This window comes from Streptomyces thermolilacinus SPC6, assembly GCF_000478605.2.
In the GTDB taxonomy this organism is placed as follows: domain Bacteria; phylum Actinomycetota; class Actinomycetes; order Streptomycetales; family Streptomycetaceae; genus Streptomyces; species Streptomyces thermolilacinus.
Window position 1 is genome coordinate 295,450 of record NZ_ASHX02000001.1, and the last position, 11,775, is coordinate 307,224.

Annotated in this window: 10 protein-coding genes and 1 pseudogene; 7 read left to right on the top strand and 4 right to left on the bottom strand. The window is 75.9% G+C overall.

Annotation, left to right across the window (positions count from 1 at the left end; all coding sequences use genetic code 11):
- Nucleotides 1-4: 4 nt before the first annotated feature.
- The 4 genes and pseudogenes from J116_RS01365 to J116_RS01380 form a co-directional block, all read right to left on the bottom strand.
- Complete coding sequence (locus J116_RS01365; protein ID WP_023591160.1) at nucleotides 5-1,195, bottom strand: AAA family ATPase; 1,191 nt, start codon at nucleotides 1,193-1,195, stop codon at nucleotides 5-7.
- A complete protein-coding gene (locus tag J116_RS01370) occupies nucleotides 1,192-3,087 on the bottom strand; it encodes an ankyrin repeat domain-containing protein (protein ID WP_023591159.1) in 1,896 nt (631 codons plus the stop codon). Before J116_RS01370 ends, J116_RS01365 begins: the two co-directional genes overlap by 4 nt.
- Nucleotides 3,084-4,262: a leucine-rich repeat domain-containing protein gene (locus J116_RS01375; RefSeq protein WP_051204055.1), complete on the bottom strand. Its 1,179-nt coding sequence runs from the start codon at nucleotides 4,260-4,262 to the stop codon at nucleotides 3,084-3,086. The genes J116_RS01370 and J116_RS01375 overlap by 4 nt, the downstream gene beginning before the upstream one ends.
- A 63-nt stretch (nucleotides 4,263-4,325) precedes the next feature.
- A pseudogene (locus J116_RS01380) lies at nucleotides 4,326-4,398 on the bottom strand.
- A gap of 81 nt (nucleotides 4,399-4,479) precedes the next feature.
- On the opposite strand from J116_RS01380, the gene J116_RS01385 reads away from it, so the two are divergent.
- The 7 genes from J116_RS01385 to J116_RS01415 all read left to right on the top strand — a co-directional run bounded on the left by J116_RS01385 (nucleotide 4,480) and on the right by J116_RS01415 (nucleotide 11,738).
- Nucleotides 4,480-5,619: a CapA family protein gene (locus J116_RS01385; protein ID WP_023591157.1), complete on the top strand. Its 1,140-nt coding sequence runs from the start codon at nucleotides 4,480-4,482 to the stop codon at nucleotides 5,617-5,619.
- Nucleotides 5,620-5,963: 344 nt separating this feature from the next.
- Complete coding sequence (locus tag J116_RS01390) at nucleotides 5,964-8,447, top strand: sensor histidine kinase (protein ID WP_051204001.1); 2,484 nt, start codon at nucleotides 5,964-5,966, stop codon at nucleotides 8,445-8,447.
- Complete coding sequence (locus tag J116_RS01395; protein ID WP_023591155.1) at nucleotides 8,444-8,857, top strand: roadblock/LC7 domain-containing protein; 414 nt, start codon at nucleotides 8,444-8,446, stop codon at nucleotides 8,855-8,857. Before J116_RS01390 ends, J116_RS01395 begins: the two co-directional genes overlap by 4 nt.
- Complete coding sequence (locus J116_RS01400) at nucleotides 8,857-9,225, top strand: DUF742 domain-containing protein (protein ID WP_023591154.1); 369 nt, start codon at nucleotides 8,857-8,859, stop codon at nucleotides 9,223-9,225. The genes J116_RS01395 and J116_RS01400 overlap by 1 nt, the downstream gene beginning before the upstream one ends.
- Nucleotides 9,212-9,808, top strand: a complete 597-nt coding sequence (locus J116_RS01405) for a GTP-binding protein (RefSeq protein ID WP_023591153.1) — start codon at nucleotides 9,212-9,214, stop codon at nucleotides 9,806-9,808. The genes J116_RS01400 and J116_RS01405 overlap by 14 nt, the downstream gene beginning before the upstream one ends.
- 186 nt (nucleotides 9,809-9,994) lie before the next feature.
- Nucleotides 9,995-10,831: a pentapeptide repeat-containing protein gene (locus J116_RS01410; RefSeq protein ID WP_023591152.1), complete on the top strand. Its 837-nt coding sequence runs from the start codon at nucleotides 9,995-9,997 to the stop codon at nucleotides 10,829-10,831.
- A gap of 91 nt (nucleotides 10,832-10,922) precedes the next feature.
- Complete coding sequence (locus J116_RS01415; protein WP_023591151.1) at nucleotides 10,923-11,738, top strand: class I SAM-dependent methyltransferase; 816 nt, start codon at nucleotides 10,923-10,925, stop codon at nucleotides 11,736-11,738.
- Nucleotides 11,739-11,775: the final 37 nt, after the last annotated feature.

Genomic DNA, 11,775 nt, shown 5'->3' on the forward strand with positions numbered 1-11,775 from the left:
GGCCTCAGCCGGTCAGGGCGCCGGATCGCTGGAGCAGGTCCAGGAAGGCGTCGATGCCCGGCGGTACGGGCCAGTCCGGGGCGCGCATCGCGGCCAGGTCGGTGGCGGCGCGGGCGGCGACGTCGGGCACGCCCGCCTCGACGGCCTTGGCGAGGACCGCCCAGCCCGCCTCCCAGCGCTCCCGGGTCAGGTCGCTCTGGATGGCGGAGACGACCGCGATGAGGAAGGCCAGCTGCCGGTCGCCCCGCTCGGGCAGGCTCACCGCGTCGGGGTCGGCGAGGACCCGGTCCGGGTCGGGCAGGTCCAGGTGCTCCAGGTACGACAGCAGCTCGATGCCCGCGCCCTCGCCGACGGCGCCGGTCAGTGCGGCGGCCAGGGCCTCGCGGCCCGCCCCGGTCGCGTACGCGGCGGCCAGCAGGCGCAGCGCCATCTCCCAGGTGCGCGGCGACGGCCAGGCCCGGCCGCGGCTCTCGGCGTCGTCCGGGAGGTGGTGGACGAGGCCGGGGCGGGCCGTCAGGAACCCGGACACGGCGCCACGGGCCCGGGCGACGGCGCCGGGCACCCGGGCGGGGTCCACGACGGGGACGCCGCACTCCGGCCACGTACCGGCCATGCCGCGGGCGACCGTGCGCGGGTCGTGCGTCCAGCGCAGGTGGACGAAGCGGTTGGCGAGCGGCGGGCTGAGGTGCCAGCCGTCGGCGGCGCTGGACGGCGGGTTCGCGGCGGCGACGATCCGTACGGAGTCGGGCAGGGCGAGGCTGCCGACGCGGCGCTCCAGGACGACGCGCAGGAGCGCGGCCTGCACGGCGGGCGGCGCGGACGACAGCTCGTCGAAGAACAGCAGGCCGTGGCCGGTGCGGGCGAGGCGGACCGCCCAGTCGGGCGGGGCCATCGGCACGCCGGTGGTGGCCGGGTCGTCGCCGACGACGGGCAGGCCCGCGAAGTCGGACGGCTCGTGGACGCTGGCGATGACCGTCTCCAGCGGCAGGCCGAGCCCGGCGGCGAGCTGCCCGAGCCCGGCGGACTTGCCGATGCCGGGCTCGCCCCAGAGGAGGACCGGCTGGTTGGCGGTGACCGCGAGGGCGAGCGCCTCCAGGCGGGGGCTGGCGGCGGGCTCGGTGCGGGTGGCGCCGATGCGGGCGTTGAGCGCGTCGGCCGCGGCCAGCGGGGCGGGGGTGGTGGGGGTGCCGGTCACGCCTCGTCCTTCACGTCGTCGCCGGGGCCGCCGGGCCGGTCGGGCTCGTCGAACGGGTCGGCTTCTCCGAACGGGTCTGGTTCGTCGTCGTGCGGCTCCGGGCCGCCGGCCGGGTCGAGGTCGTCCGGGGGCTCCGCGTACAGGGCGGAGTCGTCGTCGTACGCCTCGTCCTCGTCCTCGCCGAACGTCTCCCACCAGTCCATGCCCAGGCCCGGGTGCTCCCGCTGGACGCGTTCGCGCAGGAACAGCAGGTCGCCGCGGCGGTAGACGCGGACGAGGTGGGCGAGGGACCGCTCCTGGTCGTCCAGCACGTCGACGCGGGCCCCGGCGTCGAGCAGCGCCTCCACCAGGGCGCGGCTCCCCTGGTCGTTGACGGCCGTGTACAGCGGCGTGCGGCCGAGGGCGTCCCGCGCCTCCAGGTCCACGCCCGCCGCCAGCAGCCGGGGCAGCAGCTCCTCGTGGTCCAGCAGGTTCAGCGCGTGCAGCAGGGTGCGGCCGTCCGTGTCGCGGACGTGCGGGTCGAGGCCCGCGTCCAGCAGGGCGACCACGCCGGGGGTGTCGCCGTGCTGGGCGCGCAGGAACAGCTCCGTGCGCAGGGTCTTCAGCGCCTTGGGCAGTCTGAGGCCCCGCGCGGTCCACGCCTGCTGGACGGCGAAGCAGCCGGTGACGGCTCCGCCGAAGGCGCGCAGCGCACGCTCGCGCCGCTGCTCCTCCTCGGTGTGCGGCATGCCGAGGACGCCGTCGCGGAACACGACCTGGTGCCATTCGCCCCGGCAGCGCACCCGTACCGGCTCCGACAGGCCGGGGCCGGGCGGACCGTACGCCGGTCCGGGCCCGGGCTCCCCCGCGTCGAGTGCGGGGAACAGGGAGCGGGCGACGAGCGGGTGCAGTTCCCCGGGCGCCACTCCCCCGCCGCGCAGCAGGTCCAGGTCGGGCAGCCGCCGCCAGTGTGCCTCCGCGAGGGTGGGCACCCCGTCCGTGGCGTCGCGCCTGACCTGCCGTACGAGGACCGGCGCGTCCGGTGCGGGCCCGGACGGCTCGAACAGCATGACGGTCCGCCAGCCCAGGGGCAGCAGGAAGCGGTCGCCGCGTCCGTGCGCGGCGAGGCGCCGGACCTCGGCCGCGACGCGTGCGAAGTCCATGTGGAGGCCGCCCAGCAGCGCGCCGGGGTCCGTGGTTCCGGCGTCGTAGCGGCTGCGTGACGGCGGCGGTGCCGGGTCGTAGTCGATGCCCGCCGCGGTGAAGACGCCCTCGAAGTCGCCCGCGTGGAAGGCGAGGTCGATCCACTCGCTGCGCCCGGCGGGGTCGCCGGGGCCGGGGTCGGCGGTGGGCAGTTCGGCGGCGGTCCGCAGGGTGCCGTCGGGGTGGCAGAACGGGGCGCGGTCGGGGCCGCCGCCGACCCGTTCGAGCAGTTCGTCCGCGTGCCGGGCGTCCCAGAGGTGACGGGCGGTGGTCCAGTCGACGGTGAGCGCGGGGCGGCGCGTCCGGGGGCGGCGGGGCGCCCCGAAGCGCAGGGTGAGGCGCTGGGGGCCGGACCGCATCGGCGGGGTGGTGACGTACAGGCACGGGCCCGGCGTTCCGTACGCGGCGAGGACGACGTCGAGGCCGGTGGCGAGGGTCGTCCAGCCGCCCAGGACCCGGGGCAGGTGCCAGCGCAGCAGGTCGGGCGCGAGGTGGCGCAGGTCGTCGAGGAGCGCGTCGGCGGTGTCGGCGCCGTGGCGTCGGCGGACCGCCGCGATATCGAGGGCGAGGTCGGTGTGCGCGGTGGCGCAGGCGGCGGCCCAGTCCCCGGCGAGGCGGTGCGCGGTGGCCCGCTCGATCATCCAGCGGGGCACCGCGTGGCGGCGGGCCCGCCGCCAGGAGGACGCTTCGTCGGGTCGCGGGAGGGTCACCGGTAAACACTTCCTATCGCGCGCAGGTCGCGGTGTGCGGGCCGGGCGGGGCGCAGGCGCCGGCGGAGATCGCGCTTGACGCGGCGGGGCAGGCCGGGGCCGAGGCCGACGTACTCCAGCGGGGAGCCGTCGGGGACGGCGGCGAGGAGGGTCTTCGCACCGCGTCCGGTCAGGCCGGTGTGGCGGAGTTCGAGGTGGCGCAGGGGGCTGCCGGGCAGGGCGTCGGCGAGCGCGGCGGCACCGTCGTCGCCGGTGTGGTTGGGGGGTGCGCCGAGGCTGCGCTCGGACATGGTGCGGCCCAGGTCGAGGGCTTCCACGCCGTCGAGGGCGGCGGCGAGCGCGCGGGCGCCGTCGGGGCCGATGCCGTTGCCGCCGAGGCCGAGGCGCAGGGGCCGGTCCGGGTCGGCGGACGCGGCGGCTGCGAGCACGGCGGCGCCCTCGTCGCGGAGGTGATTGGCCGACAGGTACAGCTCTCTCACCCCGGCGTCGCGGGCGAGGGCGGCGAGGAGCGGCGCGGCGTCCGCGGTGAGACCGTTGCCGCCGAGGAAGAGCCGTTCGACGGGGCGTTCGCGGCGGGTGAGCGCGTCGAGGAGGGCGCGCATCCCGGCCGTGGTGAGGCCGGTGTTGACCAGGTCGAGGGTGCGCAGGGAGGTGTTGCGGCGCAGGGCGTCGGCGAGGGCGCGTACGCCGTCGTCGCCGACCGGGTTGCGCTTGAGCCACAGGGCACGGACCGTGTCGTCGTCGGCGAGGCGGGCGGCGAGGGCGGTGGCGCCCTCGGGGCCGATGCGGTTGCAGCCGAGGTAGAGGGTGTGCAGGCCGTGGCCCGGGCGAAGGGCGTCGGCGACCGTGCGGGCGCCGTCGTCCCCGATGCCGTTGGTGCCGAGCAGCAGGTGCGCGGCGTGCGGCGAGGCCGCGGCCACGGGGAGGAGGCGGGCGGCGCCGTGCGGGCCGAGGCCCTGCTTGCACAGATCGACGCGGCCGTCGGCGCGCAGGGTGCCCAGCGGGTACGTCTCGTCGGCGGCGACCCGGCCCGCCGCGGCGAGGCGGGCGAGCAGCGGGTCGAGGGCCGCCGGGTCGGCGAGCGGCAGGTCGGGGTGGTCGATCGCCGGGCAGCGTACGGGCGTTGCCTGCTCGGGGGCCCGGGCGGGCTGGGGGGAAGGGATCGGCTGCGTCATCACCACTCCACCGGTTTCCTGCGCCGGTGCCCGGCGTTCGACGTCTCCACGATGAGAAGGCGGCAAGACCGGTCGGATTCGAACCGACGTCCTCCAGCTTGATGCGTGGGCGCGACGACCTCTGCGCTACAGCCTTGCCGCCGGTGATCATAGCGGCGATCGCACACACGGTCGATCATCGGCGTCGGCCGTCGGCGCCTGGGTCTACGGTGGAGGGATGAGCGGGGAGCCGGCGGTGACCCTGTTCCTCTGCGGCGATGTGATGCTGGGGCGCGGAGTCGACCAGATCCTGCCCCGCCCCGGCGATCCGACGCTGTGGGAGGAGCACGTCGGGGACGCCCGCGCGTACGTGGCGCTCGCGGAGGGCGTGAACGGCCCCGTGCCCCGCCCCGCCGACCCGTCGTGGCCTTGGGGTGTGGCGCTGCCGCTGCTCGACGCGGCCGCGCCGCACGTGCGGGTGGTGAACCTGGAGACGAGCGTCACGCGGCGCGGCGCCCCGTGGCCGGACAAGGCGGTGCACTACCGGATGGCGCCGGAGAACCTGCCGTCGCTGGCGGCGGTCCGGCCCGACGTGTGCGTCCTCGCCAACAACCACGTCCTCGACTTCGGCACGGAAGGGCTGCTGGACACGCTCGACGCCCTGGACTCGGCCGGGCTGCGAAGGGCGGGCGCCGGACGGGACCTCGCGGAGGCGCGCCGCCCGGCCGTCGTCCCGGTGCCGGGCGGCGCGGGCGGGCGGCGGGTGCTGGTGTTCGCGTGCGGGATGCCGTCGAGCGGCGTACCCGAGGAGTGGGCGGCCGCGCCGGGGCGGCCGGGGGTGGACCTGGTGCCCGCGGCGACCGAGCGGGCCGCCGGGGAGGTCGTGCGCCGGGTGCGGGAGGCGCGGCGGCCGGGCGACCTCGTGGTGGTGTCCGTGCACTGGGGATCGAACTGGGGGTACGGGGTGCCGGACGGCCAGGTGCGGTTCGCGCACGCGCTGGTGGACGGCGGCGTGGACGTGGTGCACGGCCACTCCTCGCACCACCCGCGCCCGCTGGAGGTGTACCGGGGCAGACTGGTGCTGTACGGCTGCGGGGACCTGGTGGACGACTACGAGGGCATCAGCGGGTACGGGGAGTTCCGCGACGAGCTGCGCCTGCTGTACCTGGCCGCGCTGGAGGCCGGCACGGGACGGCTGCTGGGGCTGCGGATGGCTCCCGTACGGGCGCGGCGGCTGCGCCTGGAGCACGCGTCGGACGCCGAACGCGACTGGCTGCGGGCCACGCTGGACCGGGTGAGCCGCGGTTACGGGGTACGCGTGGAGGCCGAGGCCCCGGAGCGGGACGGGATGCTGCGGGCCGTACTGCCCGGAGCGTGACCGGCGGAGCGGTGGCCGGGGCCGCGCGACCGGCCAGGTGCGGCGGGGTCGCGTGACCCGGCGGGGTGCGGCGGGGTGGCGTGACCGGCGGAGCGGTGGCCGGAATTCACGGGGTGCCGGGGCGCGGGCACGCGTGAAACGTCCTCATTCTCTCGCGTACCGCCACGGAACGAACCCGGAATACCACGTTCTGATCATCACGACAACCTGACCCGAACCGCATCTGGCTGGTTATGATCGGCACCCCCACGCGTCACCGGAGCCGGACCGGCGGTCCCCCGGCCCTCCCCAGGGCTGCGCCGAACCGGTCACCGCCCTGTCCCCGCTCCCGCTCCCGAGGGCCGATGTCTGCCATGGAACCCGAGGGCACACGAGCCCCGACGAACCGTCGTCGGCGGCGCACCGTGCGCCTGCGCACCCTGCTCGTGCTGCTCGCCGTCGTCCCGACCTTCGCGATGGCCGCGCAGGTCGTCGTGACCGCCGACCGGCTGCTGGAGCAGTCGGAGCACCTGCGCTCCGACGTGGCCACCGGCGAGCGCCTCGGCCTGCCCCTGTACACGCTGATGACCAGCCTCCAGGCGGAGCGCAGCGCCACGGCCGCGCACTGGGCAGACCCCTCCCTGCCCGGCGCGGAGCTGACCGCCCGGCGGACGGCGACGGACCGGGCCGCCGCCGCGCTCCGGCGTGCCGCGGCCACCGGGGGCACCGGAGACCAGAACACCGACCGGCGGCTCCTGGAGGTCATGGAGGGCATCGACCAACTGCCCGGGCAGCGCGAGCGGGTGGACTCCCGCACGGGCGGCCCCGAGGGCACGGTCGCCTACTTCAACGGGCTGATCGGCCAGACGATCCGCTTCTACCAGGACGCGTTCAGCCACACCGAGGACGGCGAACTGACGCAGGAGAGCCAGGTCGTGGTCTCCCTGTACTCGGCCGCGGAGATGCTGGCCCAGCAGGACACGGCGATCGCGCTGGCCGGTCCGTCGCGGGAGCTGTCCGCCGCCCGGTTCGCGGATGTCCTCAACCTGGTGGGCGCGCACCGGTACCTGTACGACCGGTCCATCGTGCCGTACCTCCCGCCCGAGGACGCGGAGCGGTACGCGCGGCTCGTCGGCTCGGGCGCCTGGCAGGCGAAGACCCGCATCGAGAACCACATCGTCTCCGACCACAAGGACCTGGCGTCCGGGGTGCGGCTGCCGCGCGAGGTGACCGGCTGGCCCGCCGCCCACGCCTCCTGGGGCCCCGAGCTCCAGGCGCTGAACACCGCGCGGACGAAGGGCCTCTTCGCGCACGGCGACGCGAAGGCCACCGCGCTGGAGACCGAGGTGGCCTGGCTGATCGCGGTGAGCGCTGCGGGCCTGCTGACCGTCGTCGGTGTCGTCGCGGCCACCACCCGGTCGGTGCTGCGCAGGCTGCGGCTGCTGCACGACCGCACGGTGCGGGTCGCCGAGACGACCCTGCCGGACGTCGTGGCGCGGCTGCGCGAGGGGCGGCCCGTCGACGAGGCGGCGCTGCCGTCCGTGCGCGGCGACCGGGACGAGGTCGGGCGGATCAGCGACGCGTTCGCCCGGGTCGTCGCCGTCTCCGTGGACGGGCACCGCCAACTGGCGGCGGAACGCCATGGCTTCGGCAGCTTCGCGGCGGGCATCGCCTCCCGCACCGGCAACCTGGTCAGCCGTCAGCTGAGCCTCACCGAGGAGCTCCAGGACACCTTCGGCGGCGACGAGGCGCTGCTGGCGCAGCTGATGAGGGCGGACCAGCTGACCGTCGGCATGCGCCGCCAGATCGAGAACCTGCTCATCCTCGCGGGCGGCGAGGTGCCCGACCCGCACACGGAGCCGATGCGCGTCGCCGACCTGCTGCGGGAGGCGGCCGCCGAGGTGGAGGAGTTCCGCCGGATCGACCGCCAGGCGCTGGACGAGGTCAGCGTGGAGGCCCGCGTCATCAGCCAGGTCAGCCATCTGCTGGCGGAACTGCTGGACAACGCCACCCGCTTCTCGCCGCCCCGGTCGCGGGTGGTCGTCCGGGCCGAACTCGTCGCGGACGGCCTGTCCGTCGAGATCGAGGACCGGGGGCCGCGCGTCAGCCCCGAGCGGTACGCGGAGATGAACGCCCGCCTCCACTCGGCGCCGCCGTACGCGGTGCTCGCGGAGGAGGCGCACCGCCTCGGCCTGTTCGTGGTCGGCCACCTCGCCGACCAGCTGGGCGCGACGGTGACGCTGCGCCGCTCGGTGTTCGGGGGCACGTCCGCCGTGGTGGTCATCCCGGAGCGGCTGCTCGTCCCCACCCCGGACGACGCCGTACGGAAGCCCGCCCCCGCCCCGGCGCCGGTGCCCCTCCCGGCGCGGCCCGCCCCGGCGGCCGAACCGGCGGCGGACACGGCACGGGACGAGGCCCCCGGCACGGGACGGGACGCGGCACGGGACGAGGCCCCCCGCACGGCAGGGGCCCCGGTACGGGACACGGTGCCGGACGAGTCGCCGGAACCCGCCGCGGCGGACCGTACGGCGGTACGCGGCGACGAGGCGGCCAGGCCGGAGCTGGTCCTCCACGCGGGCGCCGCCCTGCCCGTACGGGCGGCGCGCGCGAGGGCGCTGGTGAAGCCGGGCGGCGGCGCCCGCCCGCCGCTGCCCGAGCGCGTACCGCAGACGCACATGGCCGAACAGCTGCGCGCCCCGCGGACCGGGGACGACCCCGGTGCGCCGGGCGGCGGCACCGGCGGGCAGGACCGAGCCGAGGCGACGCCCGAAGAGGTGGCGGACGCCTGGGCGGACTACGAGGACGGGACCCGGAAAGTGGAAGCGGAACTCCGACAGGATCAGCCATGACAACGACGAACGACATGATCTACAGCGTTCTGGACAACAACCTCAGCAGGATCGCGGGCATCGAGGGCGCCGTGCTGCTGTCCAACGACGGCATCAAGCTCAGCGCCTATCTGCTGGACCGCCCGCAGGCGGAGCGGGTCGCCGCGGCCGCCTCCGGCATCGCGTCCACGATGAAGGCGATCTCCCGGGAGATCGACGGCGGCCGGGTGATCCGGCAACTGGTCGAGATGGACGACCGGTACCTGTGCATCGTCGGCTGCGGGGAGGGCAGCACCCTCATCGTCGTCACCTCCCGCAAGGCACGCCTCGGGGAGCTGGGCGGCGAGGCCGTACGGACCGCGCAGGCGCTCGGCGAGTGGCTGGCCACGCCGGAACGCGCGCAGGCGCCCTCGTCGCCGTCCGGCGCGTAATGGCGGACGCGCCGCAGCGTCCCGGCCGCCGGCCCCGGCTGTACGCCCTCACCGACGGCCGTACGGCCGCGCCGCGGACCGTCCTCACCATGGACACGACGATCACCGCGACGGTCGCCCCCGGCGACGACGCCCACGACGGGCTGCCCACCGAGTGGCAGCACGTCCTGGCGCTGTGCCCGCCCCCGGAAGGGCGGGCGGTCGCCGAGATCGCGGCCCGGATGGGGATGCGGCTGACCCCGATGACGCTTCTGCTCGGCGAACTCGCGGACCGCGGGCTCGTCCGTCACCGGCCGCCGCTGGAGGGGGCCGAGACCACCAACGTCCACCTGCTCATGAGAATCAGGGACAACCTTGCCCGGATATGACCCCGCCGCCCGCCAGGAGCCGGCCCCCGTCAAGATCCTCGTCGCCGGCGGCTTCGGGGTCGGCAAGACGACCCTGGTCGAGACGGTCTCGGAGATCGAGCCGCTGCGCACCGAGGAGCGCCTGACGGCCGCCGGGGTCGGGGTGGACGACCTCGACGGCATCGAGGCGAAGACGTCGACGACCGTGGCGATGGACTTCGGCCGGATCACCCTCGCCGACGCCGGAGTCGTGCTGTACCTGTTCGGGACACCGGGCCAGGAGCGCTTCTGGTTCATGTGGGACGACCTGCTGCACGGCGCTCTCGGCGCGGTCGTCCTCGTGGACACGCGGCGGCTGGACCGCAGCTTCCCGGCGGTGGACTTCTTCGAGAGCCGCGGCCTTCCGTTCGTGGTCGCCGCGAACTGCTTCCACGGGGAGCAGCCGTACACGTCCGACGAGATCCGGGCGGCGCTGCGGCTGGGCGACCCGGAGACGCCCGTGCTGATGCTGGACGCGCGGGTCCGCGCCGATGTGCGCGGGGTGCTGCTGTCCCTTCTGGACACGGTCATCGCCCGGGCCCGCGCGGCCACCGCCGTCTCCTGACGCGGTCCCGGCCGGGCAGGCCGCGGGGGCGGTCGGCGGGGTCCGGTGCCCGGGAGGGACAATGGGCTCGCCCGTACGTTCCCGTCGGGCGCCGCCCGGCCGGGTGCCCCGCCGGGGCGCGCCGCCTCCCGGGCGTCGTCCGAGCGGCCCCGTAGCCGCCCGCACAGCCGTAGGAGACCGACCACCGTGGAGGCACCGTCCCCCCGCGTCCCGCACACCGACCGCGCCGACCTGCGGGCCGACTGCGCCGACTGCTTCGGCCTGTGCTGTGTGGCGTTGCCCTTCGCCAGGTCCGCCGACTTCGCCGCCGACAAGCCCGCAGGCACGCCCTGCGGGAACCTGGGCGCCGACTTCCGCTGCGGCATCCACGCGCGGCTGCGCGACAGCGGCTACACGGGCTGCACGGTCTTCGACTGCTTCGGCGCCGGGCAGAAGGTGTCGCAGGTGACGTTCGGCGGCCGGGACTGGCGGGCCGAGCCGGACTCGGCGCGCGAGATGTTCGCGGTCTTCCCCGTCGTACGGCAGCTGCACGAGCTGCTGCGGTACGCGGCGGAGGCGCTGGACCTGCCGGCGGCGCGGCCCGTGCACCGGGAGCTGCGGCGCCGCCACGACGAGATCGACGCCCTGACGCGCGGCGACGCCGATGCCCTGCTGGCGCTGGACGTCCCGGCGCTGCGGGCGGAGGTGAACGTCCTGCTGCTGCGCGCCAGCGAGCTGGCCAGGGCCGCCGTGCCGGGCCGCCGCAAGGACCACCGGGGCGCCGACCTGATGGGGGCGCGGCTGCGCGGGGCGAAGCTGCGGGGCGCGAGCCTGCGCGGCGCGTACCTGATCGCCGCGGACCTGTCGGGCGCCGACCTGCGCGAGGCGGACCTGATCGGCGCGGACCTGCGGGACGCCGACCTGTCGGGCGCGGATCTGACGGGGGCGCTGTTCCTGACGCAGCCGCAGCTGACCGCCGCGCGGGGCGACGGCGCGACGCGCATCCCGGCGGCACTGCGGCGCCCGGGGCACTGGGCGGCCTGACGCGGCGTGTCCCCGCCGTGGCGGGCGGGCGTCGGTGCACGGTGGAGCGGGCAACGGTCCGGCACACGGGAGACAGCACCGGGAGGGCGCCATGCCACGCAGCGGGTTCGCGGGGACGCGGAGGGACCGGTCGAGGGCTTCGTACAAGGTGCGGTACGCGCTGACCCATCCGGAGCGGATCGTGCCGTACGTGCGGCGGGCCGGGCGCGACCTGTGGCTGCGGCTGCGCAGCGGCGGCGACCATGTGGCGTACTACCGGGCGGTGATGGCGAGCGACACGGCGCGCAGCCCGGAGGCGGCGGTGGGCGGCGGCCCGTCGCGGGAGCGGTGGCTTGCCATCGGCCGGATGCAGTTCGACTACCTGCTGGAGCACGGGCTGCGCCCGCAGGACCGGATGCTGGAGATCGGCTGCGGCAATCTGCGGGCGGGGTGGCGGTTCATCGAGCATCTGGAGCCGGGCCACTACTACGGGATCGACATCTCGCCGGACATCCTCATCGAGGCGAAGCGGACGCTGGTGCGGTACGGGCTCCAGGACCGGATGCCGTATCTGACGCCGGTGGACGACCTGACGCTGGACTTCCTGCCGGACGGCTGGTTCACGGTGGTGCACGCGCACAGCGTGTTCTCGCACTCGCCGCTGGAGGTGATCGACGAGTGCCTGGCGAACGTCGGCCGGGTGCTGGCGCCGGGCGGCTTCTTCGACTTCACCTTCGACCGTACGGAGGGCGCCGAGCACCAGGTGCTGCGGGAGGACTTCTACTACCGGACGGAGACGCTGGTGGGGCTGGCGCGGAGGCACGGTCTTCAGGCGCGGTTCATGGACGACTGGGAGCGGCTGCCGCACGGCCAGTCGAAGCTGCGGGTCACGCATCCTGAGCCGGACCCGGAGCGGACGGCCCGCTGACCCACCGTCCCGTGGGGTGCCGGACTGACGCGGACGG

Bases quoted from the DNA above. Each gene is read 5' to 3' on its own strand.
- J116_RS01385 (WP_023591157.1), top strand. From the start codon at position 4,480: ATGAGCGGGGAGCCGGCGGTGACCCTGTTCCTCTGCGGCGATGTGATG.
- J116_RS01395 (WP_023591155.1), top strand. From the start codon at position 8,444: ATGACAACGACGAACGACATGATCTACAGCGTTCTGGACAACAACCTC.
- J116_RS01375 (WP_051204055.1), bottom strand. From the start codon at position 4,262: ATGACGCAGCCGATCCCTTCCCCCCAGCCCGCCCGGGCCCCCGAGCAG.
- J116_RS01415 (WP_023591151.1), top strand. From the start codon at position 10,923: ATGCCACGCAGCGGGTTCGCGGGGACGCGGAGGGACCGGTCGAGGGCT.
- J116_RS01390 (WP_051204001.1), top strand. From the start codon at position 5,964: ATGTCTGCCATGGAACCCGAGGGCACACGAGCCCCGACGAACCGTCGT.
- J116_RS01400 (WP_023591154.1), top strand. From the start codon at position 8,857: ATGGCGGACGCGCCGCAGCGTCCCGGCCGCCGGCCCCGGCTGTACGCC.